This window comes from Pseudomonas sp. D(2018), assembly GCF_005502555.1.
GTDB classification, from domain to species: Bacteria; Pseudomonadota; Gammaproteobacteria; order Pseudomonadales; family Pseudomonadaceae; genus Metapseudomonas; species Metapseudomonas resinovorans.
On the sequence record NZ_SCOK01000055.1, the window covers coordinates 1 to 23,914 of the forward strand.

Annotated in this window: 20 protein-coding genes; 9 read left to right on the forward strand and 11 right to left on the reverse strand. The window is 65.8% G+C overall.

What is annotated here, in order from left to right; all coding sequences use genetic code 11:
• Positions 1–301 precede the first annotated feature (301 nt).
• Positions 302–1,102 (reverse strand): 2,5-didehydrogluconate reductase DkgB, encoded by an 801-nt coding sequence (gene dkgB / locus FFS60_RS24200; RefSeq protein ID WP_137823392.1) that lies wholly within the window; start codon positions 1,100–1,102, stop codon positions 302–304.
• 25 nt (positions 1,103–1,127) lie between these two features.
• Positions 1,128–2,330 carry an MFS transporter gene (locus tag FFS60_RS24205; protein WP_137823393.1) on the reverse strand — a complete coding sequence of 401 codons (1,203 nt, stop codon included), beginning with the start codon at positions 2,328–2,330 and terminating at the stop codon, positions 1,128–1,130.
• Between the two features lie 102 nt (positions 2,331–2,432).
• On the opposite strand from FFS60_RS24205, the gene FFS60_RS24210 reads away from it, so the two are divergent.
• From FFS60_RS24210 to FFS60_RS24230, 5 genes are all read left to right on the forward strand, one after another.
• The gene (locus tag FFS60_RS24210) at positions 2,433–3,341 is read left to right on the forward strand and encodes a LysR family transcriptional regulator (RefSeq protein WP_028631120.1); all 909 of its coding nucleotides are present in this window, start codon (positions 2,433–2,435) and stop codon (positions 3,339–3,341) included.
• Positions 3,342–3,539: 198 nt separating this feature from the next.
• The gene (locus FFS60_RS24215) at positions 3,540–4,553 is read left to right on the forward strand and encodes a fimbrial protein (protein ID WP_137823394.1); all 1,014 of its coding nucleotides are present in this window, start codon (positions 3,540–3,542) and stop codon (positions 4,551–4,553) included.
• A gap of 250 nt (positions 4,554–4,803) precedes the next feature.
• Positions 4,804–6,093 carry an FAD-binding oxidoreductase gene (locus FFS60_RS24220; RefSeq protein ID WP_137823395.1) on the forward strand — a complete coding sequence of 430 codons (1,290 nt, stop codon included), beginning with the start codon at positions 4,804–4,806 and terminating at the stop codon, positions 6,091–6,093.
• A gap of 34 nt (positions 6,094–6,127) precedes the next feature.
• The gene (locus tag FFS60_RS24225) at positions 6,128–6,685 is read left to right on the forward strand and encodes a helix-turn-helix domain-containing protein (protein WP_028631117.1); all 558 of its coding nucleotides are present in this window, start codon (positions 6,128–6,130) and stop codon (positions 6,683–6,685) included.
• Positions 6,686–6,710: 25 nt separating this feature from the next.
• Positions 6,711–8,063 carry a glutamine synthetase family protein gene (locus tag FFS60_RS24230; RefSeq protein ID WP_137823396.1) on the forward strand — a complete coding sequence of 451 codons (1,353 nt, stop codon included), beginning with the start codon at positions 6,711–6,713 and terminating at the stop codon, positions 8,061–8,063.
• 153 nt (positions 8,064–8,216) lie between these two features.
• Here the strand turns inward: FFS60_RS24230 and FFS60_RS24235 are convergent, their stop codons facing one another.
• Positions 8,217–9,140 carry a LysR family transcriptional regulator gene (locus FFS60_RS24235; protein WP_137823397.1) on the reverse strand — a complete coding sequence of 308 codons (924 nt, stop codon included), beginning with the start codon at positions 9,138–9,140 and terminating at the stop codon, positions 8,217–8,219.
• Between the two features lie 110 nt (positions 9,141–9,250).
• On the opposite strand from FFS60_RS24235, the gene FFS60_RS24240 reads away from it, so the two are divergent.
• Positions 9,251–10,333: a polyamine ABC transporter substrate-binding protein gene (locus FFS60_RS24240; RefSeq protein ID WP_137823398.1), complete on the forward strand. Its 1,083-nt coding sequence runs from the start codon at positions 9,251–9,253 to the stop codon at positions 10,331–10,333.
• A gap of 69 nt (positions 10,334–10,402) precedes the next feature.
• Positions 10,403–11,365 carry an agmatinase gene (gene speB, locus FFS60_RS24245; protein ID WP_137823399.1) on the forward strand — a complete coding sequence of 321 codons (963 nt, stop codon included), beginning with the start codon at positions 10,403–10,405 and terminating at the stop codon, positions 11,363–11,365.
• 424 nt (positions 11,366–11,789) lie between these two features.
• On the opposite strand, the gene FFS60_RS24250 is transcribed toward speB, so the two are convergent.
• The 4 genes from FFS60_RS24250 to FFS60_RS24265 form a co-directional block, all read right to left on the reverse strand.
• The gene (locus tag FFS60_RS24250) at positions 11,790–13,049 is read right to left on the reverse strand and encodes an OprD family porin (protein ID WP_137823400.1); all 1,260 of its coding nucleotides are present in this window, start codon (positions 13,047–13,049) and stop codon (positions 11,790–11,792) included.
• A gap of 125 nt (positions 13,050–13,174) precedes the next feature.
• Positions 13,175–14,731, reverse strand: a complete 1,557-nt coding sequence (locus FFS60_RS24255; protein ID WP_137823401.1) for an acyl CoA:acetate/3-ketoacid CoA transferase — start codon at positions 14,729–14,731, stop codon at positions 13,175–13,177.
• A gap of 59 nt (positions 14,732–14,790) precedes the next feature.
• A complete protein-coding gene (locus FFS60_RS24260) occupies positions 14,791–16,176 on the reverse strand; it encodes a GntP family permease (RefSeq protein ID WP_028631110.1) in 1,386 nt (461 codons plus the stop codon).
• A 291-nt stretch (positions 16,177–16,467) separates the two neighbouring features.
• On the reverse strand, positions 16,468–17,931 hold the full coding sequence (locus FFS60_RS24265) for a sigma-54-dependent Fis family transcriptional regulator (RefSeq protein ID WP_137823402.1): 1,464 nt from the start codon (positions 17,929–17,931) through the stop codon (positions 16,468–16,470).
• Between the two features lie 116 nt (positions 17,932–18,047).
• On the opposite strand from FFS60_RS24265, the gene FFS60_RS24270 reads away from it, so the two are divergent.
• Positions 18,048–18,206 (forward strand): YqaE/Pmp3 family membrane protein, encoded by a 159-nt coding sequence (locus FFS60_RS24270; protein ID WP_003084988.1) that lies wholly within the window; start codon positions 18,048–18,050, stop codon positions 18,204–18,206.
• 115 nt (positions 18,207–18,321) lie between these two features.
• Here FFS60_RS24270 and FFS60_RS24275 read toward each other — a convergent pair whose 3' ends face one another.
• Positions 18,322–19,170: an EamA family transporter gene (locus FFS60_RS24275; protein WP_028631108.1), complete on the reverse strand. Its 849-nt coding sequence runs from the start codon at positions 19,168–19,170 to the stop codon at positions 18,322–18,324.
• A gap of 111 nt (positions 19,171–19,281) precedes the next feature.
• On the opposite strand from FFS60_RS24275, the gene FFS60_RS24280 reads away from it, so the two are divergent.
• A complete protein-coding gene (locus FFS60_RS24280; protein ID WP_137823403.1) occupies positions 19,282–20,166 on the forward strand; it encodes a LysR substrate-binding domain-containing protein in 885 nt (294 codons plus the stop codon).
• A 107-nt stretch (positions 20,167–20,273) separates the two neighbouring features.
• On the opposite strand, the gene FFS60_RS24285 is transcribed toward FFS60_RS24280, so the two are convergent.
• The 3 genes from FFS60_RS24285 to FFS60_RS24295 are packed head-to-tail and all read right to left on the reverse strand — an operon-like array spanning position 20,274 to position 23,661.
• Positions 20,274–20,954 carry a flavin reductase family protein gene (locus tag FFS60_RS24285; RefSeq protein WP_137823404.1) on the reverse strand — a complete coding sequence of 227 codons (681 nt, stop codon included), beginning with the start codon at positions 20,952–20,954 and terminating at the stop codon, positions 20,274–20,276.
• A gap of 14 nt (positions 20,955–20,968) precedes the next feature.
• Positions 20,969–22,468, reverse strand: a complete 1,500-nt coding sequence (locus FFS60_RS24290) for an amidohydrolase family protein (protein ID WP_137823405.1) — start codon at positions 22,466–22,468, stop codon at positions 20,969–20,971.
• On the reverse strand, positions 22,465–23,661 hold the full coding sequence (locus tag FFS60_RS24295; protein ID WP_137823406.1) for an amidohydrolase family protein: 1,197 nt from the start codon (positions 23,659–23,661) through the stop codon (positions 22,465–22,467). Before FFS60_RS24295 ends, FFS60_RS24290 begins: the two co-directional genes overlap by 4 nt.
• Between the last annotated feature and the right edge of the window lie 253 nt (positions 23,662–23,914).

Here is a 23,914-nt window from a genome sequence, read left to right on the forward strand (position 1 = left end):
GGCTTGGGGTTGGCCTGCGGGTGGTGTGGCGGCGGGCGGGGTGGGTTGCTGCTGTTGCTGGACGCAGGCGCCGAGCAGGGCGAGCGTAGCAATGCAGAGCAGGCGCGGTAGTGCGCGTTGAGTGAACATGGGCTGATCTCTCCCTGGCAGAACAGGGAGGAGGGTAGTTGCATCCACAGGCTGCGTCACCTGGTTACCTCAGTGCGGATGGTGGAGCGGTGAAGCGCGATCCACCCTGCGCAAACGAGGTGGCCGGCGTGGGTGGATGTCGCTTTTTAATCCGCCATTCGAGGGCTGGCGATCAATCCCACTTCGGCGAAAAGTCCGGCGCTGCCAGGCGCTCGCCACGGTCCAGTTTGGCGATGGCCGCCATTTCCGCATCGGTCAGACGCAGGTTGAGGGCCAGTTGGTTGCTCGCCAGGTTCTCGCGACGGGTGGATGAGGGAATCGCCGCGAACCCCTGCTGCAGTAGCCAGGCCAGCGCAACCTGGGCCGGGGTGGCGTCATGGGCGGCGGCGATGCCCTGGATCACCGAATCCTCCATCACCTTGCCGTAGGCCAGCGGCATGTAGGCGGTGAGGTGGATGCCATGGCTGCGGGCGAACTCCACCACTTTGCGGTTATGCAGGAAGGGGTGGATTTCGACCTGGTTGGTCGCGATTTCATCGGCGCCCACCGCGTCGATGGCTTGCTGCATGTGGGCGATGGTGAAGTTGGAAACGCCGATCTGTCGGGCCAGGCCGCGCGCCTTGGCTTCGGCCAGGGCGTTCATGTACTCGGCCACCGGGATGGCATCACCGGGGCTGGGCCAGTGGATCAGCGCCAGGTCCAGTTGCTCCAGTCCGAGCTTGGCCAGGCTCTCTTCCAGGCTGGGTATCAGCCGGTCGGCGGCGAGGTGCTCGGTCCAGACCTTGGTGGTAACGAACAGCTCGTCACGTGGCACGCCGCTGTCGGCGATGGCGCGGCCAACCTCAGCCTCGTTGCCGTAGATCTGCGCGGTATCGATGTGGCGGTAGCCCAGTTCCAGGCCGTTGCGGATCGAGTCGATCACCTGTTGGTCCTTGAGGCGGAAGGTGCCGAGGCCGAGCGCGGGGATATTCATGCTGGATCTCCTGTGAGTGCAAGTTTCAGTGGCCGACGACGAGGGTGGAACCACCCATCGACAGCGCGGGAATGTTGCGGTCCAGACGGCCGCTCCAGGCGGTCAGGGCGACGGCGACCAGGACCACCAGGGCGCCGATCCAGGCGGTGTGGATCAGCCCCAGGTGGGCGACGATCAGCCCGCCGAGCCAGGCGCCCCCGGCGATGCCCAGGTTGAAGGCGGCAATGTTCAGGCCCGAGGCTACGTCCACCGCGTGGGGGGTGTGGTGCTCGGCCTGGCGAACGACATAGACCTGCAGGCCGGGCACGTTGCCGAAGGCCACGGCGCCCCATACCAGAACGGTGACCAGAGCCAGCCAGGGGTTGGCAGCGGTGAACGTGAGGGCGAAAAGCACGGCGGCCAGCAGCAGGAAGATCAGCAACAGGGCGGGGATTGGGCCGCGCTTGTCAGCCAGCTTGCCGCCCCAGATGTTGCCGGCAGCCACGGATACGCCGTAGACCAGCAACACCAGGCTCACGGTGCCGGCGCTGAAGCCGGTGATGTCCTGCAGGATGGGCGCGAGGAAGGTGAAGGCGATGAAGCTGCCGCCGTAGCCAACCGCAGTCATGGCGTAGACCAGCAGCAGGCGCGGCTCCTTCAGGACCTTGACCTGTTGCAGTAGCGAGGCGGGCTTGCTGTGGGGAATGTGCGAGGGCACGAAAATCAGGCTGCCGACGAAGGCGACCACACCCAGCGCGGACACGGCGAGGAAGGTCTCACGCCAGCCGAAATGCTGGCCGATGAAGGTGCCCAGGGGCACGCCAGTGACCAGGGCCACGGTCAGCCCGGTGAACATGATGGCGATGGCACTCGCGGCCTTTTCCTTCGGCACCAGGCTGGTGGCGATGGTCGAGCCGATGGAGAAGAACACCCCGTGGGCGAGGCCCGTGACCAGCCGCGCGGCGATTAGCGAGTCGTAACCCGGCGCCTGCCAGGCCAGCAGGTTGCCGAGGGTGAACAGCACCATCAGCGACAGCAGCAGCCACTTGCGCGGTAGCTTGCCGGTGAGGGCGGTAAGCACCGGCGCACCGACGGCGACGCCCAGGGCATAGAGGCTGACCAGCAGGCCGGCTGACGGCAGGCTGACACCGAGGTCGGCGGCAATGGTGGGAATCAGGCCGACGATGACGAACTCCGTCGTGCCGATGGCGAAGGCGCTCAGGGTCAGCGCCAGCAGGGCAAGGGGCATGGTGATGGGCTCCGCAAGAGATTGGATGGCGCACAGTGTCGCCCCTCGACTCATGCGGAAAAACCGGGTATCAAGCCAAAGATATTTGCGCGGGAGTCACGAATGAAAACCACCCTGGACGAGCTGCAAGCCTTTACCGCCGTGGTCGACACCGGCTCCATCACCGCTGCCGCCGAGCAACTGGGACAGACCGCCTCCGGGGTCAGCCGCGCCCTGAGCCGGCTGGAGGACAAGCTCGACGTCACGCTGCTGCGCCGCACCACCCGCCGCCTGGAACTGACCGAGGAAGGCGAAGCGTTCCTGGTCCAGGCGCGGCGCATCCTCGCCCAGGTGGAAGAAGCCGAAGAGCAGATGGCCCTGCGCCGGCAGAAACCGGCCGGACGCCTGCGCGTCAATGCGGCTTCTCCCTTCATGCTGCATGTGCTGGTGCCGCTGGTGGCGGGCTTTCGTGAGCGTTACCCGGAGATCGAACTGGAGCTGCACAGCAGCGACCAGATCATCGACCTGATCGAGCATCGCACCGACATAGCCATCCGCATCGGCACCCTGCGCGACTCCACCCTGCATGCCCGCCCCCTGGGCAGTAGCCGCATCCGCGTGCTGGCGAGCCCCGCCTATCTCAAGGCCCATGGCACACCGAAAAAAGTGGAAGACTTGCAACGTCACGACCTGATCGGTTTCACCCAGCCGGAAAGCCTCAACCAGTGGCCCCTGCGTAGTGCGCTGGGGGACGACGTGCAGATCGAGCCGACAATCAAGGCGTCCAGCGGCGAAACCCTGCGCCAGCTCGCCCTGTCCGGTTCCGGCATCGTCTGCCTGTCGGATTTCATGACCCAGCAAGACCGCGCCAACGGCAGCCTGGTCCAGCTTCTGGCTGCGGACACCCTCGAAGTGCGCCAGCCGATCAATGCCGTGTACTACCGCAATACCGCGCTGGCCTCGCGCATCACCTGTTTTCTTGACCATGTAAGCCAGTGTCTGAAGGACAACGCCTGGGCAGAGCGAGGTTGAGAGGCGGAAACGGCCGAACGTAAGCGTTCACTAGAAGAAGGCCGAGCGGTGAATTTTCCATCTATTCGTACAAAGCGTAAGCCCACTCCTACGTGGCATGACGTCGCTTCCTATAGGGGGGTATCTCGTCGCTCTCTAACATGCTCGGTTTGCATTCAATAGAGGCTTCCAGGAGGAAGGCTCCAGGAGTGAACCCGCATGCAACGTCGCCATCGTCCGCTACTCGTTCGATTGTCTGCCGTACTGCTGGCAACCTTCGCGGTTGCGTACGAGGTCCAGGCCAATACCTGTCGGTGGACGGGTGGATCTCTACGTCCGAGCTACACCCTTTCGGGAATACCGGCTGAAATCCGCCTGACGGAGCGGGTGGCGATAGGCGAAGTCATGGGCACTGCCGAATTTGCGAACAATGCCCTGACGGGCTACGTCGACTGCCAGGGGAGCCTCAACGTTGCCAGGCACCACTATGAGCTGAGCGGTTTGAGTGAAGTGCCCGGGTTCAACAGGACCTATGCGACCGGTGTCGAGGGAATTGGCGTCAAGCTCCGTTTGCGCACCGGCAGCGGCTGGGATAACGGCACTTACCTTCCCGCAGTCTACTCACCTGCATTGCGAATCTATCCGCCACCGCAATTTCGGCTTGAGTTCGTGCGCACCGGCAGCAAAGTCGGTAGCGGAACCATGGCGCTTAACTTTTCGCTGAATTTCAGCACGCAGTACGACCAACGCTTCCAATGGACCACCTGGGGATACGCCGGCAACGTCGCACTGATCAACTCGGCGTTCTTTTCCAGCTGCGAACCCATCCAGCAACTGACCCAAGTGCCGATGGGCGCGGTAACGGCCTCGGCGCTGAAGGGAGACCGGGCGCCGGTCAAACCTTTTGCCTTCGATGTGCGCTGCAAAGGCCTGGATAACCCCGGGACGGGGCTGGTGGGCGTCTCCTTCGAAGGCAAGTCACCCCGCGCGGGCCGGCTCGAACTGGACAGCGGCGACCTGAGCGCACGTGGTGTCGAGATTGCTCTGAAGGATGCGCAGGGCAACGACCTGCCCATTGGTAACCATAAGGCCCAGAAGCTCGAGCCTGAGGGGGAAGATGCCGACGGTTACCTCTACCGCTTCAGTGGCAGCGCGCAGTACATCCAGACTTCGCAGGACATCGAAGGCGGCGAGGCAAACGCCTCGCTGACCTACATCCTCGATTACAACTGATCCATCGGCAGGCGTTCGGCACGCGCAGGCAACGCCGAGGCGGCGCTGTTCGGTTCATGGCGCGGGGGACGTGGTGTCCGTTATTTCAATCACGTATTCACCCGACTCCAGCTTGATTCCCGTTTATTTCGGGTTTTTCCTGGTATTTCTATTTCTTGCGTTCCAAATATCGAACACCTGTGCTTGGCATCGTGAATTATATCGTGTAAATTTTCATGAAATTTCATATTGAAAAATTCACGAGGCACCCATGTTCAAGCAGTCCGCCCAGCATGTCGGCACCTACTACGCCCGCACCTATCCCGGCAGCCTTCCGCTGCGACCGATTCAGGCCGGCAGCGAGGAGACCGATGTCCTGATCATCGGTGCCGGCTTCAGTGGTCTGCATACCGCCCTGCGTCTGGCCGAGGCTGGCAAGCGCGTGACCCTGCTGGAAGCCAGCCGCGTGGCCTGGGCCGCTTCGGGGCGCAACGGTGGGCAGGCGCTGCTGGGCTGGTCCTGCGATATGCCGCCGCTGGAGAAAGCGCTGGGCCTGGAGCGTACCCGTCGCCTGTGGGACAGCATGCGCTGGGCCGCCGAGGAGATGCGCGAACTGCCGGTCCGCCACGGGTTCGATGTGGACTACCGCGTCGGCAGCCTCTGGACCGCCGTGATGGAGCGCCGGGTGAAGTTCCTCGAAGAAGCGCAGGAGGACGCCATTCACAAGTGGGGCTACGACCGGATGCGTCTGATCCGCCGCGACGAGCTGGGCGAGTGGATCGACAGCCCGCGCTACCAGGCTGCGCTCTACGACCCGGAAGCCGCCCACCTCAACCCGTTGAAGCTGGCCCAGGGCCTGGCGGCCGCCATCGAAGCCCGTGGCGGACGCATCTACGAGCAGAGTCAGGTGCTGGAATACCGTGAAACGCCCTCCGGCTATGTGGCCCGCACCGCCCAGGGCGAAGTGCGCGGCAGCACCCTGGTGATGGCCTGTAACGCGTACGTCGACCGTCTCGACCGCCAACTTTCCAGCCGCCTGCTGCCGGTGGGTTCCTATCAGGTCGCCACCGCGCCGCTGGACCCGGAACTGGCGCGCTCGCTGCTGCCGAAGAACAGCTGCGTGATCGACAACCAGTTCGTGCCGGACTACTTCCGCCTCACCCCCGATAACCGTCTGTTGTTCGGCGGCGGCTGCACTTACCTGGGCGGCCTGCCCAAGGACGTGCCGGCTGCCACCCGGCCTTACCTGGAACGCGTGTTCCCGCAGCTCAAGGGTGTGGAGATCGAGTTCGGCTGGGGCGGCCATATCGACGTCAGCATGAAGCGCACCCCGGATATCGGCCGCGAAGGTTCGCGCTACTGGCTCCAGGGCTTCTCCGGTCACGGCATCCTGCCGACCCTGGCCGGCGCCAAGGCGGTGAGCGACGCCATCCTCGGCAACGACGACCTGCTCGATCTGTACCAGGCCATCGGCAACCCGCGCTTCCCGGGCGGCTCGTTGCTGGCCGCGCCCCTGGAAGCTGCGGGCAAGGCCTATTACCGGCTCCGGGATGTGATTTAAGGTCGCGCCATTCGAGTACGACCGGAGCGCTCCAATGGACAAGCAAGACGAAATCGAAAGCCTCGCGATCCTGATTCGCGACCTGCGCAAACACAAGAACGTGACCCTGGGAGACCTCGCCGCGCGCATCGATCGCTCGGTGGGGTTCCTCTCCCAGGTGGAGCGCGGGCTCTCGCGTCCGACCGTGGCCGACCTCACCGCCATCAGCGAAGCGCTGGGCGTGCCGACCACCTACTTCTACAACCTGAGCAAGCCGCGCGAGACGCCCTGGGTCACCCGCCCCGGCGAGCGCCGCACGCTCTATTACGCCGGCGGCATCACCGACGTGCTGGCCTCGCCCACCATGTCCGGCGGCTTTTCCATGCTCGAGAGCCACCTGGCACCCGGCGCCACCAGCGGCGAAGGCCACTTGGACGACAGCTCGGAGCAGGGCGGTTTCGTGCTCGAAGGCGAGCTGACGGTGTGGTACGGCGACGACGCCGAGCCGGTCACCCTTTACCCGAATGACAGTTTCCAGCTGCCGCCCCATGCGCAGTTCCGCTACGCCAATCTTTCCGACAAACCAACGCGGGTGCTTTGGGTATTTACCTGAAGCGACAGCTCGCAGGACAGCAGTGATGACAACAACAAACCAGTACCCCGACCTGCTCAGCGAAGTCCGCGCCTTCCGTGCCCAGTACCCGGAAGTCCGCTATGTCGACCTGATCTGCCTGGACATTCCCGGCCACTTCTACGGCAAGCGCTACCCCGTGGAGATGGTAGAGAAAGTGGCCGCGGGCAGTCCGCTGAAAGTGCCGCAGAATTGCGTGCTGCTCGGTACCCAGGGTGGGCTCTACCCGATTGGCGACTACTGCTTCAACGACGGCGACCCGGACGCACCGCGTCGCCTGGTGCCTGGCACCCTGAAGCCGGTGCGCTGGGAGAAGGAACCCCTGGGACAGATGCTCATCACCTCCGACGGCACCGAAGCGCCCATCGAGTTCGAGCCGCGCGAAGTGCTGGCGCGGGTCCTGCAACGCCTGGAAAAACGTGGCATCCGCCCGGTGGTGGCCTTCGAGCTGGAGTTCTACCTGTTCGACCGCAAGCTGCAGGATGGCCTGCCGCAGTTCCCCCGCGACCCGCTTTGCGATGACGAAGACGACCAGCCGAACATGCACATCGAGCGTCTGTCGCGTTTCTCCTCGGTGCTCCACGAGATGGTCGAGGCGGCCAACGAACAGGGCGTCGCCGCCAACGTCATCACCGCCGAACTCGGCCCGGGCCAGTTCGAGATCAACTTCGGCCACTGCGACGACGGCCTCCAGGCCGCCGACTGGGCCGCCCTGTTCTGCCGCAGCACCCGTGGCGTGGCGATGAAGCACGGCCACCGCGCCAGCTTCATGAGCAAGCCCTACCTGAACGCACCGGGCAGCGGCATGCACGTGCACGTCAGCCTTTACGACCGCGACGGCCACAACCTGCTGGCCGCCAACGACCAGCGTCCGCTGCGCCATGCCGTGGCCGGCTGCCTCGACCTGCTGCCGCACTGCATGCCGATCTTCGCCGCCAACCACAACGCCTTCCGCCGCTACGGCGCCATGGTCAACGCCGCCAGCCGTGCCAGCTGGGGCTTCGAAGACCGCGATGCGTGCATCCGCATTCCCGAGTCCGATGGCCGCAACCTGCGCATCGAACACCGCCTCGCCGGCGCCGACGCCAACCCCTACCTGGTGCTGGCCGCCATCCTTACCGGCATGGAGCACGGCCTGGACGCCGCCCGCGAGCCCATCGCCCCGCTCAACGAAGACCGTTCCAGCGGCATCGACTTCCCCACGGACATGCTCACCGCCGTGACCGCCATGCGCAGCCACCCCGATGTGAACGAAGGCCTGGGCAGCGAATTCGTGATGGTCTATTGCGAGAACAAGCGCCAGGAATACCTGGATTTCATGAACGAGGTCAGCGCGCGGGAATACCGCTGGTACATGTGATCGCCTGAGTCTTTTTCGCCGGCAGACGTAGGGAGGAAATCGCCTTTCATGTCCACCGTCCAGTGTTCCGCCTAGGGATGAATGGTGGACCTGTGAAACGTGGTCCACCCGACGACTGCACCGGAGGTGGTCCGAGCGTCACCCCTCTCCGCTTCAGGGAGAGGGGACGGGGGAGAGGGTGTCCGAGCCGAACGCCGCCTGCAGATCCTCCACGAACGCCAGCTGCGCCTCGCTCGGCTGGCGCCCGCGATGGCTGCTGAGGTGGAACTGCACGCGATAGCCCGTCTCCCCCGGCAGCAGCGCCTGCAGCTGACCGGCTGCCTCCCAGGGCGCGGCGATGTGCTCCGGCAGGTAGCCGATATGCGCGCCCGACAGGATGAAGGCCAGGCTGCACTCCACCTGTTCGGTGCGCGCACTGCTCGGACCGCTCTGGAAGGGCTGCCGCGCTTCTTCGAAACGGTACGGGTGATGCACCAGGTCGCAGTCGGCCAGGTCGTCGAGACTGACCTGCCCACGCCCGAACAGCGGGTGTCCGACACCACAGAACAACCGTTGCTGCTCGCTGAACAGCGGCTGGTAGTCCAGCGCCGCCTGGGTGCCCGAGAAGTAACCGATCGCCAGGTGCAGCTGGTCTTGCAGCAGGCGCCGCTCCAGCTCGGCCGGCATGGCGCTGATCAGCTCGAACTGCACCGCCTGGTTGCGCTGGCGGAAGCGCCCGATGGCCTCTCCCAGGCGTTGCAGCACCTGGTTGTCGAGGGCTTCGGAAAGGCCGATGCGCAGTTCCCCCAGAAGCAGGTCGGCCATCCCCTGCGCTTCGCCCTTGAAGGTCTCGATGGCGCCGAACAGCTTGCGCGTGGCAGCCAGCACCTGTTCGCCCTTCGGGGTCAGGCGAAAGCCCGCCTTGCCGCGCTCGCAAAGTCGAAAGCCCAGGCGCGTCTCCAGCTTGGCCATCTGCGTGCTGATGGTGGACTGGCCGATGCCCAGCTCGCCCTGGGCGGCGCTGAAGCCGCCGCTTTCCACCACCGTGACGAAGATGCGCAGCAGTTGCAGGTCGAGGTCATGGAGCTGGCTGAGCATGGCGGCACCAAACATTGAAGGATGTAGATGCCAAAGTAGAACACTTCATATTTATTCAAAGCAAAGCCGGGCGCAGCATGGCTCCACCTGATCCCTCCGAGGAGCCCACCATGCGTTTCCCCTTGTTGCTTGCCGCCCTGTTCGCCTGCGCCTTGCCCGTGCAAGCCGAAGACAAGGCGCTGAACCTCTACAGCTGGTCCGCCTACATCCCGGAGAAGGCCTTGCAAGGCTTCAAGACTGAAACCGGCATCGAGGTGAAGTACGACATCTTCGACAGCGCCGAAGCCCTGGATGCCAAGCTGCTCACCGGTGGCAGCGGTTATGACGTGGTCTTCCCCGCCAGCAGTGGCCTGGCCCGCGCCATCCAGGCCCAGGCAGTGCAGCCGGTGCAGCGCGAACGGCTGAAGAACTTCGCCAACCTCGACGCCGAGCTGCTGGCCAAGTTGGCCACCGTCGACCCGGACAACCGCTTCGGTGTGCCTTATACCTGGGGCACCGTGGGCCTGGGCATCAACCAGGAGGCCGTGGCCAAGCGTATTCCCGATGCACCGCTTAACAGCCTCGACCTGCTGTTCAAGCCCGAATACGCCAGCCGTCTCAAGGATTGCGGCATCGCCGTGATCGACTCGCCGCAGGAGGTCATCAGCGTCGCGCTGCATTACCTCGGCAAGGACCCGTACAGCACCGACAAGGCCGACCTTGCGGCCGTGCAACAGCTCTTCGCCGAGCTGCAACCGAACGTGCGCTACGTGGGCTCCGGCAAGCACATCAACGACCTGGCCAAGGGGGATATCTGCCTGGCGCTGACCTACAACGGCGACGCGGCTATCGCCGCCGACCAGGCGCGGCAGGCGCAGATGCCCTTCGAGGTGATCTACCGCATCCCCCGTGAAGGCACGCTGATCTGGTTCGACACCATGGCCATTCCGGCCGACGCGCCGCACCCCGAGGCGGCTCACGCCTTCATCGACTACATGCTGCGCCCCGACGCCATTGCCGAACTGACCAACAGCCAGTTCTTCGCCAATGCCAACCAGGCTGCCAATCCGCTGCTGACACCGGAGGTGGCCGGCGACCCGGACATCTACCCGAGCAAGGACGTGCGTGATCGCCTGTTCGGCGAGCAGATCCAGTCGCTCAAGGACCAGCGTGCGCGCACTCGCCTCTGGACTTCGTTCCGTACTCAGTACTGAGTCGCCTTCAACCACCCTCACGCTCACCCCCTCTCCCAAAGGGAGAGGGGGTCATTGGAGACCGATGATATGGACCACGCCTTCGACAACGACCAGGCCATGACCCGCGACAGCCTCTATGGCACCGCTGCCGAATCCACCTATGCCGGCATCACCAGCTTCATGCGCCGCCGCTACAGCCGCGACCTGCGCGGCGTCGACCTGGTGGTGAGCGGGGTGCCTTTCGACACCGCCACCACCAACCGCCCCGGCAGTCGCTTCGGACCGCGCGCCATTCGCGCTGCATCGGTGCAGATGGCCTGGGCGCGGCATTACCCCTGGGAGTTCGATCCGTTCGACCACCTGGCGGTGATCGACTACGGCGACTGTGCCTTCGACCACGGCACCCCGCAGGACACGCCGGAAATCATCCAGGCCCATGCCACGCGCATCCTCGAATCCGGCGCGGCGATGCTCACCCTGGGCGGCGACCACTTCATCAGCTACCCGCTGCTCAAGGCCCACGCGGCCAAGCATGGCCCGCTGTCGCTGATCCACTTCGACGCCCACAGCGACACCTGGCCGGACGAAGAGGTGAAGCGCATCGACCACGGCACCATGTTCTATCACGCCGCCCGCGAGGGTCTGGTCGACCCGTCACGCTCGGTGCAAGTGGGGTTGCGCACCACCAACGACGACGTGATGGGCTTCCAGGTGTTGGATGCCCGCGAGGTACACCGCCACACGCCCGAGCAGATCGCCGAACGTATCCGCGCGCGGGTAGGGGACAACCCCGTGTACCTGACCTTCGACATCGACTGCCTCGACCCGGCCTTCGCCCCCGGCACCGGCACCCCGGTGTGCGGCGGCCTGTCCAGCCACCAGGCGCTGGAAATCCTCCGTGGCCTGCGCGGCATCAACCTGGTGGGGATGGACGTGGTGGAAGTCGCGCCGCCCTACGACAACGCCGAAGTCACCGCCCTGGCCGGCGCCACCCTGGCGATGGAGATGGTTTGCCTGTACGCGGCGCGGCACAAGTTGGGGATGAAGTAAGCGGCGTCCAGCCGGGTGGACCGTAGGATGGGTTGAGGTACGAAACCCATCGCAACCGGGTTGATGGGTTTCGCTGCGCTCAACCGCATCCTACGAACCGGTGTCGCGTCACCACAGCGTCAGGACCGTAGGATGGGTTGAGGTACGAAACCCATCGCAACCGGGTTGATGGGTTTCGCTGCGCTCAACCGCATCCTACGAACCGGTGTCACGTCACCACGACGTCAGGACCGTAGGATGGGTTGAGGTACGAAACCCATCGCAACCGGGTTGATGGGTTTCGCTGCGCTCAACCGCATCCTACGAATCGGTGTCACCTCACCACAACGTCAGGACCGTAGGATGGGTTGAGGTACGAAACCCATCGCAACCGAAGCCGATGGGTTTCGCTGCGCTCAACCGCATCCTACGAACCGGTGTCACCTCACCACAGCGCCAGGGTGTAGCTCAGGATCAGCCGGTTCTCGTCGATGTCGCTGCCGAAGTTGCTGCGCGTGCTCGCGTTGCGCCACTTCATGCCGAGGTTCTTCAGCGGTCCGCTCTGCACCACGTAGGCGATGTCGGTGTTGCGTTCCCACTCCTTGCCTTCACCGGCCGCGCCGCGCAGATCGACGTTGTCGCCCGACAGGTAGCGCGTCATGAAGGTCAGGCCGGGGATGCCCAGGGCCGCGAAGTTGTAGTCGTAGCGCGCCTGCCAGGAGCGCTCGTCTTCGTTGCTGAAGTCGTTGATCTGCACCAGGTTCACCAGGTAGGCGTCGGTGCCGTTGATGCTGGCAAAGCCGGTGTCGCCGCTCATGCGCTGGTAGCCCAGGCCGAAGGCGTGGCCGCCCAAGGCGTAGGTGAACATCGCGCCGAAAGCGTCGTTATCCACATTGCTGCCGCCATCGTCGGTGCTGTGCGCCCAGCGGATATCGCTCTTCAGTGACTGCCCTTCGGCAATGGGCAGCAGGTGGTTCAGGGTCAGGTAGTGCTGCTTGTAGATGCCGTCGAGGCCGCCGTAGTGGTAAGCGCTGCTGAGGTTGGGCGTCCACTTGTAGGTCGCACCGGCGAAGTCGAATTGATCGCTGGTTTTTGTCCGGCCCAGGACGATGTTGCGGTTACCGCCGTTGAAGACCGACATCTCTTCGTTGTCCGAAGAGTTGCGCAGGTTGATGCGGTCGAAGCGGCCGAGGTCGAGGCTGAGGTTTTCCACTTCCGCCGAGTTCGCCCAGGCACCCCGGAAGGTCTGCGGCAGCAGGCGGCTGTCGTTGTACAGCGCCACCGGCAGCTTGGGCAGCAGGGTGCCGACCTTGAGGGTGCTCTGCGAGACACGCAGCTTGGCGGTCAGGCCCAGTTCGCCGTACTCATCCTGGGCGCGATTGGGCCGCTCGCGGTCGGACTTCAGCAGGCCGGTGCCGGTGCGATCCGGGCTGGAATCCAGCTTCACGCCCAGCAAGCCGAGGGCATCCACGCCCACGCCGACGGGGCCGTCGGTGTAGCCGGACTCATAGCGCAGCAGGAAGCCCTGGGCCCATTCTTCGGCCTTGCTCTGGGCGGAGCCGTCCTGGCGGAAGTCGCGGTTGAAGTAGAAGTTGCGCAGCTCAAGGCTGGCCTTGGAGTCCTTGATGAAGTCGGCGCTGACCGGGCCGCAGAAGGTCAGGGCAGTGACGCCGCAAAGAGCGAGGCTGAGGGTGTTGCGATCCATGTGTTTTCCTCTTCTTGTTGTTGTTCAGGCACAGCGATACCCGCTCCGGCGCGAAACGCCGAAGGCGGAAGAGACTGAAAAAAAGACGCGGACCCAGGACGGGCCCGCGTTATCACGCACAATCTTTACGGGGCGATCAGCTCACGCAGCCCGATACGCGCCTCGCGGAACAGCCGCGCATCCATCAGCTTCGGCTCGTGCACGATGGGTCGGAAATCCATGCGGGCCAGGATGTCCCGCTCCAGGTCCACGCCGGGTGCGATCTCGATCAGCTCCAGGCCTTCCGTGGTCAGGCGGAAAACGCAGCGCTCGGTGACGTAGAGCACCGGCTTGCCTGACTCGGCAGCAAGCCTGCCGGCGAAGGTGCGGTGTTCCACTTCCTGGACGAACTTGCGCACCTCGCCGTCCTGCACGATGCGCAGGGCGCCGTTCTCGATGCGGATGTCCTGGGTGCCGGCGCTGAAAGTGCCGACGAAGACCACCGCCTTGGCGTTCTGGCTGATGTTGATGAAGCCGCCGGCGCCCGCCAGGCGAGTGCCGAACCGGGATACGTTGAGGTTGCCCTCGGCGTCGGCCTGGGCGAGGCCGAGGAAGGCGATATCCAGGCCGCCGCCGTCGTAGAAGTCGAACTGGTAGGGCTGGTCGATCAACGCGCTGTGGTTGCTCGCCGCCCCGAAATCCAGGCCCGAGGCGGGCACGCCACCGATCACGCCGGGCTCGGCGGTCAGTGTCAGCAGGTCGATCACGCCTTCCTCGGCGGCCACGGCGGCCACGCCTTCGGGCATGCCGATGCCGAGGTTGACCACCGCGCCCGGCGGCAGCTCCAGGGCGGCGCGGCGGGCGATCAGCTTGCGCAGGTCGAGCGGCATGGGCGCCAGGCTGTCCACCGGCACGCGCACCTCGGCGGCGAAGGCCGGGTTGTAGGTGGTGGCGAAGGTCTGCTGATGGTTTTCCGGACGCGCCACCACCACGCAGTCCACCAGTATTCCGGGGATCTTCACGTCGCGCGGGTTCAGCGAGCCACGGGCCACCACGCGCTCCACCTGGGCGATCACCAGGCCGCCCGAATTACGCGCAGCCATGGCGATGGCCAGGCTCTCGATGGTCAGCGCCTCGCGCTCCATGGAGAGGTTGCCGTCTTCGTCGGCACTGGTGGCGCGGATCACCCCGACGTGGATCGGGAAGGCCTTGTAGAACAGGTAGTCCTCGCCCTCGATAGGCATGCGTCGCACCAACTCCTCGGTGGTGCGCGCATTCAGCTTGCCGCCGCCGAACGCAGGGTCGACGAAGGTGCCCAGGCCGACCTTGGACAGTTGCCCCGGCTTGCCTGCCGCGATATCGCGGAACAACTGCGAGATCACACCCTGGGGCAGGTTGTAGGCCTCGATGCGGTTATCCACGGCGAGCTTCTGCAAGCCCGGCACCAGGCCCCAGTGGCCACCAATCACCCGGCGCACCAGGCCCTCATGGGCCAGGTGGTTGAGGCCGCGGCCCTTGCCGTCGCCTTGTCCGGCGGCATACACCAGGGTCAGGCCCTGCGGCGCCTGCCGGGCGGCGAAGCGCTGTTCCAGGGCGATGGCGATTTCCTCGGCGAAGCCGATGCCGACGAAACCGCCCGTGGCCAGGTTGGCGTTGTCCGGAATCTTGGCGACCGCATCGGCGGCGCTCATCACTTTGCTCATTCGGTACCTCGAGCGGTCAATCTGAATTCGGGGGCCTTGCTTCAGCGGCCTGGTAAGGATCAGAAACTCCCGAACAGGCTGCCCAGGGTGATCACCACGGTCAGCGCCATGAGCGGGAAGATCACGGTGTTCATGAAGATGAATTTGTACGAATCGCGGTGGGTCAGCTTGCAGATGGCCAGCAGCGAGATCACCGCGCCGTTGTGCGGCAGGGTGTCCATGCAGCCGGAGGCCATGGCGGCGACGCGGTGCAGCAGCTCAGGGCTGATGCCGGCGGCGTTGGCCATTTCCAGGTACTGCGCACCGAGGGTCTTCAGCGCGATGGACATGCCGCCGGAGGCCGAGCCGGTGATGCCGGCGAGGATGTTCACGGCGACGGCTTCGGACACCAGCGGGTTGCCCGGCACGCTGAGCACCAGGTCGCGGATCACCACGAAGCCGGCGAGCGAGGCGATCACGGTGCCGTAACCCACTTCGGACGCGGTGTTGAGGATCGGCAGCATGGAGCCGAAGGTGCCGTCGTTGAGGCTTTGCTTGAGGTCGGTCCAGCGCTTCCAGTGCAGGCCGATCAGCAGCAGCACGGCGGCGCTGAGGGCGACGATGATGGACCAGATGCCGATCACCGACTTGGCGTCCTGCAGGCCGCCGAACTCGGGCTTGGCCAGGAAGCTGGTATCGACATTCGGCAGCACCTGCTTGGCCATCAGGAAGTTGAGGACGATCACCAGCAGGATCGGCAGCAGTGCCAGCCAGAAGCCAGTGGTCTGTACGCCAACTTGCTCCGTCGCCTCATTCTTGTGTTCGCCGTAGCCTTCGCCGGCTGCCATCAGCTTGCGGGCCTGGGCGCTCAGCCACCAGCTGCCGAGGCCGAGCATCATCAGGCCGCCGATCAGGCCGAGGATGGGCGCGGCAAAGGCGTCGGTGCCAAAGAAGGGGCTGGGGATGGCGTTCTGGATGGCCGGGGTGCCGGGCAGCGCGGTCATGGTGAAGGTGAAGGCGCCGAGGGCGATGGCACCCGGCAGCAGGCGCTTGGGAATGCCCGCCTCGCGGAACAGCGCGGTGCCGATGGGGTAGACCGCGAACGCCACCACGAACAGCGACACGCCGCCGTAGGTCAGCAGGCCGCAGGCCAGCACGATGGCCAGGATGGCGCGCTCGCGGCCGAGCTTGGCAACGATGCCGTGGGCGATGGCGCGGGCCGAGCCTGAGTCGTCCATCAACTTGCCGAAGATGGCGCCGAGCAGGAACAGCGGGAAGAACTGGATCAGGTAGCCGCCCAGGGACTTCATGAAGACCTGGGTGTAGGTCGGCAGCATCAGCGCCGCGTCGCCGGCGAAGAGCACCGCCAGCAGGGCCAGGAGGGGCGCGAGGATCAGTACGTTGATGCCGCGGTAGGCGAGGTACATCAGCAGAGCGAGAGAAATCAGGATACCTAGGGTGCCCATGGGGACTTCCTTCTTGTTGTTGTTTTCCGCCGCGTCGAGGCGGCCGGTGGCGGGCCATTGTGCGGCCCATGGCGCTCATAGAGCGAAAGCTGTGCCAAGTGCGGTGAAGAGCGCGCCAAAGGCTCTGGAGCGGGGCTTCACGGCTGAGAGGGGAGTTTCGCCGGGGAAAGTTTGTGTCTACAAATCTGGACATTGCCCAGGAAGTTGGACGCCCCGTTAAGGGGGTGTCCAACCGAATGGACAGCTGCGCTGCTTAACCCTACAAAGGCTGGTTCGCCGGCGAATGCGCGATCAGATCCCGTGAGCCTGCAACTTGTTGTACAGGCTCGCCCGGGCGATGCCGAGGCGCTCGGCGGCTTGGGTGCGATTGCCGTTGCAGGCGGCGAGGGCGGCGAGGATGGCCTGGCGTTCGGCGGCGGCCACGCTGTCGGCGAGGAGGCGGATCTCGCCGGTGGCAGGCGCTGGTGCGGGTGCCGGGGGCGCAAGGGCAGCGCCGGCTGGCAGCGGGTCTACCAGCAGTGGGCGCAGGGCGCTGGTGCTGAGTGGGCCGGCATCGCTGCTCATCTGCGCGCGCTCCAGCAGGTTGCGCAGCTCGCGCACGTTCCCCGGCCAGGGCTGGGCCTGGAGCAGGTGCAGGGCGTCGTCGGCCAGCTCCAGGGGCGGCTGGCCGGAGCGGCTGGCGATGTCGTCCAGCAGGTGTTCGATCAGCGCTGGCAGGTCTTCGCGCCGTTCGCGCAGGGGCGGCAGGCGCAGGGCCAGGACGTTGAGCCGGTAGTAGAGGTCCTCGCGGAACTGCCCGGCGGCCACCTTGGCTTCGAGGTCCACGTGGGTGGCGGCGATCACCCGCACATTCAGCGCCTTGACCTGGTTGGAGCCCAGCGGCTCCACCTCCTGCTCCTGCAGCACGCGCAGCATCTTCGCCTGCAGCGGCAGGGGCAGGTCACCGATCTCATCGAGGAACAGGGTGCCGCCGTCGGCCAGCTCGAACTTGCCGGCACGGGCGCGTTTGTCGGCGCCGGTGAAGGCGCCGGGCGCGGTGCCGAACAGCTCGGCTTCCACCAGGGATTCGGGAATGGCCGCCACGTTCACCGCTACGAAAGGCCCGTTGGCCCGCAGCGAGAGGTTGTGGATGCCCTGGGCGAGCAGCTCCTTGCCCGTGCCGGTTTCACCGCGCAGCAGCACCGTGGCATCCAGTTGCGCGGCGCGGCGGGCCTGGCGTTTCACCTCGCTGGCGGCGGCGCTGCTGCCGATGAATCCGGCGATGGTGTAGCGCGCACGGCGGGCCTTGGCCAGCTCGCGCTGGGTGGCGGCCAGCTGGGTCTGCAACTGGTTGTACTTGGCCATGACCGGCTGCAGGTGGCGTGCGCGGTCGAACAGCACGAAGCCCAAGGCGCCGACCAGGGTGCCGTCCTCGTCGCGCAGGGGAATGCGGGTGACCACGAAGTGCTCGTCGCCGAAGGCCATCAGGTCGAGCATGCTCGGCTGGCCGTTCTGCACCACTTCACGCAGGCGGCTGGCGGGCAGGACTTCTTCGATTTCCTTGCCGAGCACGCTGCGCGGGTCCGTGATGCCGACCTTCGCGGCGTACTTGTCGTTGATCCAGACGATCCGCGCCTGGCGATTCACCGCAATGGTGCCCTCGCACTGGGCGTTGAGGTGGTCGAACAACAGCGGCATGGCCACTTCGCGGAACCGTTCGGGAGAGACGCCGATGACCAGACCGTTCTGGTCGATGTCTTCGCTGGCGATGGGCATGGCAGGGGCATCCGGCTGAAACATCAGGCAGCGATTATGGAGGTGCGCCCGATGAACGCCTAGCCTGTACGAAGGTCGGTAACCAGGCGTACGGCATTTCTCACAAGGAGCTTCACATGGACCTTATCCGCATCCTCATCGCCATCCTCCTGCCGCCTCTGGGCGTGTTCCTCCAGGTGGGTTTCGGCGGTGCCTTCTGGCTGAACATCCTGCTCACCCTGCTGGGCTACATCCCCGGCATCGTCCACGCGGTGTACATCATCGCCAAGCGGTAGGAAGGGGCAGGCGGATCACCATTGATGGTTTTCGCAAGCTCTACCCATCCTACGCACTGAAGCTCAGCGTTCTTCGTAGGATGGTGTAGAGCGGAGCGAAACCCATCGAGCGGCGTCAGTCCACCAGCTTGATCAACAGGATGCCGGCGGTGACCACGCAGGCCGCGAGGATGCGGCGGATGCCGAACGGCTCCTTGAACACCAGGCTGGCGATGATGGCGGCGATGATCACGCTGCTTTCGCGCAGGGCGGCAACCTTGGCCACGTTGTCCAGGGTCATGGCGAACAGCACCAGGCCGTAGGCGACGCAGTAGTTGAAGCCGCCGAACAGGCCGATACGCCAGTTGTCGCGGGCGAAGCGCAGCACCAGCGGGCCGCGGCGCATCCAGGCGAGCAGCGGGATGGTCATGCTCTGCATCAGCGTCAGGTAGACCACGAACTGCAGCACGCTGTCGGCGCGGCGCACGCCCTGGGCGTCGATCAGCGTATAGAGCGCCACCCCGGCACCGGCCAACGCCGCGCAGCCCAGTGCCTTCAACGCCCGGGATTCCAGGCGGGTGGAGAGCAGGCTGAGGATGCCGACCGAGATCAGCACCACGCCCAGCAGCATGGCGCCGGACAGGTGTTCGCCGAACACCAGCCCGGCCGACAGCGCCACCAGCAGCGGCGGCAGGCCGCGCACCACCGGGTAGACCTGGCCGAAGTCGCCGTACTGGTAAGCGCGGATCAGCAGCAGGCGGTACAGGGTGTTGACCACCACCGACAGCCCGATCAGCCCCCAGACCGCCAGCGGCGGCGGGCTCACCAGCGGCAGCAGGGCGATGCTGAAACAGAAGGCCACGCCATCCACCAGCGCCATCGACGAGAGGCGGTCGCTGCCGGATTTGATCACCGCGTTCCAGGCCGCGTGCATCAGTGCGGACAGCAGCACCAACAGGGTGGCGAGATCGGTGTCGGTGAGCACGGCGGGCTCCGGTAATGGTGGGAGAGATGCGGGCTAGGGTGCGGCTTCATCGTTCCATCATTCAAATCGTTTATCGTTATCCGTCGAATAAGTCCCACTGATGGAGTGGCCATGAACCTCTTCCAGCTTCGCGCCTTCGATGCGGTGGTCCGCGAGGGCAGCTTCACCCGCGCCGCCGAGCGCCTGTGCATCAGCCAGCCAGCGGTCACCGGGCATATCAAGGCGCTGGAGGAGCACTACCAAGTGTGCCTGCTGCGCCGCTCCGCCCGCCAGGTGGAACCGACCGAGCTGGGCCGGCGCCTGGCGGCCGTCAGCCACCAACTGTTCGCCCTGGCGGAACAGGCCGAAGACCTGCTGGATACCAGCCAGGCGCTGGAATCCGGCCGCCTGGACCTTGCCGCCGACAGCCCGCACCTGGTGATGCCGCTACTGGCGCGGATGCGCGAGCGCCACCCCGGCGTGACCATCAACCTGCGCCTGGGCAACACCCAGGAAACGCTGGCTGCATTGAACGGCGAGCGCGTGGACCTGGCGCTGATCAGCGACATGAGCGAGCGCCCCGGCCTACGGCTGCAATCCATTGGCGAGGCGCGTCTGTGTCTGCTGGTTCCGGCGGCGCACCCCTGGGTTGGCACGCGCAAGGACGTGGCCCTGAGTGAGCTGCGTAGCGAGGTGCTGCTGCAACGCGAGCCGGCCTCCCTGACCCGTCGCACCTTCGAAAGGGCCTGCATGGAGCAGGGCCTGGAACTGCGCGCGGCGCTGGAGCTGAACAGCCGCGAGGCGGTGATCGAGGCGGTGGCCGCGGGGCTCGGGGTGAGCATCCTCTACTCGCTGGAAGTGCCGCGTGATCCGCGCGTGGCGGCGCTTCCGTTGAAAGGCGAGGGACTGGTCAGCCGGCACTACCTGGCGTGCCTGGACCGCTATGCGGAGTTGCGCGTGGTGAAGGCGTTTTTTGAGGTGGCCGGCGAAACCCTCTCCCCCCGCCCCTCTCCCTGAAGGGCGAGGGGAGTCTGTCCGTGCGGCGATGAATCCTGTGCGTCCAGAGGCACTCGGTGTTTCCGGCAGTACCCACAGCCATCAGGCGCGAGTCACCCCTCTCCTCTTCAGGGAGAGGGGGCGGGGGAGAGGGCGGCAGGCCACACCCGTTCGCCAGCCCCCGGCGCTTCCTTCCAAGCCTGCAACGACCGCGTCGGCAGGTCGAAGTACTCACGCGTGCGGGCGTAGCCATGCCCGCCCATGCGGCCGATGGCGTCGAGGCCGAGCTGGTCGATGTAGAGGGTCTTCGGGTCGATCAGATCGTCGCGCACATGCACCATCAACACTTCGCCCAGGATGATTTCCCGCGACTGGCCGATGGACAGGCCCATCATTCGCCGGCACTCCAGGGCGACCGGTGCTTCGGCAATGTACGGGCAGCCGACGCGGCTGCCGGGCAGGGCAGTGAGCCCGGCGGCGAGCAGTTCGTCGAAGCCGGGTTCGAAGGGCACCGCGCAGACGTTCATGGCTTCCACCAGCGCGTCGGAGACGATGTTCACGGTGAATTCCTGGTTCAGCAGGATGTTGCGCGTGGTGTCCTTCGGGGTCAGGTCCGCATAGTTCTCCACGCCCAGGGCGAGGAGCGGCGGGTCGGCGGACAGGGCGTTGAAGAAGCTGAAGGGCGCGGCATTGGCGCGGCCTTCGGCGTCCACCGTGGTGACCAGGGCGATGGGCCGGGGCACCACGCTGCCGATGAGGATCTTGTATTTCTCGCGCGGGCTCAGTTGGGCAAAGTCGAAGCTCAGCATGGCGTTATCTCTTGTTATTGGTCGGGCTCGCTGGCGAAGGCGCACAGCGGGCGTTCTGCGCTCCAGGCATCGGCAAAGGGAATCGCCGGCTGGAACAGGTCGCGCCAGTCGGGCTGGCCGAAGGCGCGGTCGGCGTGGCTCTGCATCAACTTGTGGTACTGGCGCTGGGCCTGACGCTGCAGGTCGCGATAATCGACGCCGTTGACCTGGCCGCCGTCCATCACGCAGCGGCCGCCGATCCAACTGGCGATGCAGTCGTCGCCCCGTCCGGCGAGGACGAGGTTCTTCAGTGGATCGAACAGCGGCCCCAGGTGCAGGCCGTCGAGGCTGAACACGGTGATATCGGCGCAGGCGCCCGGTGCGAGCCGGCCCAGGTCGTCTCGGCCAAGGGCCTTGGCGCCCCCCAGGGTGGCGGCGTTGTAGAGGTCAAGGGCGCTGGTTTGCGCGCTACCACCTTCCTTGAGGCGGGCGATGTTCAGGCCCTGGCGCATGTTGTCCAGCAGGTCCGCCGGCCAGGTGTCGGTGCCGAGGGCGAAGTTCACCCCGTGGGCACGGTAGCGGCCGAAGGAGTCCAGCGCCTCGCCGTCGCGGGCGAACACCACGGGGCAGTGCACCAGGCTGCTGCCGCTGTTGGCGAGGCGCGCGAGGTCGTCGTCGCCTTCGATGTAGATGCCATGGGGCAGCAGCGTTCGTGGGCCGAGCAGGTCCAGTTCCTCCAGCCAGGCCAGCGGCGCCTTGCCGCGCAGCGCTTTCACCAGGGCCACTTCGCCCGGTCCCTGGCAGCAATGCAGACGGACCGGAGCGGCCAGTTCACGGCTGAGGGCGACTGTGCGTTGCAGCAGCACCGGGGTGCAGGTCTGGATGCGGTCGGGCAGCAGGGCGCCGCGAATCAACCCGTTGTGAGCGCCGTCGAAGTCGCGGAAGAAACGCTCGGCGGCGTCCAGCCCGGCCAGGCCACGGGGTTCGTCCCAATGCTCGGCGAGGCTGCCGTCGGCGCGCAGGTACTGCATGCCGCTCATGTAGCAGGGGCCGAGGTAGGTGCGCAGGCCGAGCTCGCCGGCAATGCCCGCGACCGTCGCGAATTCGTCGTAGGTTTCCGCCCACTCGCGGTAGTACATGGAGGTGATCGGCATGGCCGTGGTGATGCCGTTGCGGATCAGCTGGGTGAAGGCATAGCGGTACTTGAAGACTTCCTCTTCGAAGCGGTAGCTCTCCTTCGGCCCACGGGCGAGGTATTCCGCCGACCACATGCGGCCCATGGCGGCCTCATCGCCGTTGTCGAGACACAGCACGGTGGAGTCGAGATCGCCCAGGGCATCCAGGTCGATGAAACCGGGGCCGAGCAGGGCGTTGCCGTAGTCGATCCACTGGTCCACTGGGCCGGGAAAGCCCCGGCCGACGAAGAGGATGCGGGCGCCTTCGATGATCACCTCGCCATCGCGCCAGAGCACGTGGCGCGTGCCATCGAAGCCGACCACGCAACTGGCCTTGAGGCCGATGCGCGGCGTGTTCACAGGCGGCTCTCCAATAGCCGGCCGTGCGCGGCGATCAGCGTGCCGGCGCGATACACCTGGCGCGTCGGCCGCGCCACCACGGCTTCGCCGAGGCTTTGCGCCTCCATCAGCAGGAAGTCGGCGCGGGCGCCAATCTGCAGGCCGTGCCCGGACAGGCCCAGGGCCTTGGCGCCATTCCGGCTGGCGGCATCGAAGGCGGCGGCCAGCTCGTCGTCCTTGGCGAGGTCGAAGCGGAAGGCCAACAACATGGCGCGCTCCAGCATGTCGCCGTTGCCCATGGGCGACCAGGCGTCGCGGATGCCGTCGGAGCCCAGGCAGAGGTTCACGCCGGTTTCGCGCAGGGCGAGGAAGGGCGGCACTGAGCAGTCGGCCGGCGCCGAACTCATCAGTGAAATATCCAGTGCAGCCAGGCGCTCGGCCAGTGGCTTGACCTGGCTCCAGGGCGCCATGCCCAGGCAATAGGCGTGGCTGATCATCACCCGGCCCTGGCGGTTGAAACGCTCGGTGTAGTCGGCGATGCGGGCGATCTGCCAGAGGCCCAGTTCGCCCTTGTCGTGCAGGTGGATGTCCACGCCCCGGTCGAACTCGGCGGCCAGGCCGAAGACGATATCCAGCTGGGCGATGGGGTCATTGTCGATGCCGCAGGGGTCGAGTCCGCCGACGTTTTCCACGCCCAGGCCCATGGCCTGGCGCATCAGCTCGGCGGTGCCGGGGCGGCTGACCAGCCCGGTCTGCGGGAACACCACCAGTTCCAGGTCGATCAGGTCGCGGTAGCGCTCGTGCAAGGCCTGCATGGCCTCCACATGGCGCAGGCCGAATTCGGGGTCGATATCCACATGGCAGCGCATGGTCAGCGAGCCTCGGGCGATGCAGTTTTCCAGCAGCGCGCCGGCGCGCTCGGCGATGGGCGCGGTGACCTCGCGCAGCACGCGGCGCTCGTTAGCGATGTAGTCCTTGAGCGTCGGCCCGGCGCTGTTGGGGCGCCAGGGTTGGCCCCAGAGGGTCTTGTCCAGGTGGATATGGCTTTCCACCAGGGCGCAGGTCATCAGTTGGCCGGCGCCGTCGATATCAGCGGCGGTCAGCGCAGCATCGCTCGCCGGGCGGCGCTCGGCGAAGCGGCCGTGCTGGATGAGGAAGTCTTCAGCCGCGCCGCCGAAGGGGCGGACATTGCGCAGCCAATAAGTGTCGGTCATGGGGACATCTCAACGCATGAAGGTGGACGAACGTAGGATGGGTAGAGCCTGCGAAACCCATGCTGCCGGTGCTCGGATCGATGGGTTTCGCTCCGCTCTACCGCATCCTACAAAGGCCAAAAGGCAATCGGCCGTGGCTCAGAACGTAGGATGGGTAGAGCCTGCGAAACCCATGCTGATGGTGCTCGGATCGATGGGTTTCGCTCCGCTCTACCGCATCCTACAAAGGCCAAAAGGCAATCGGTCGTGGCTC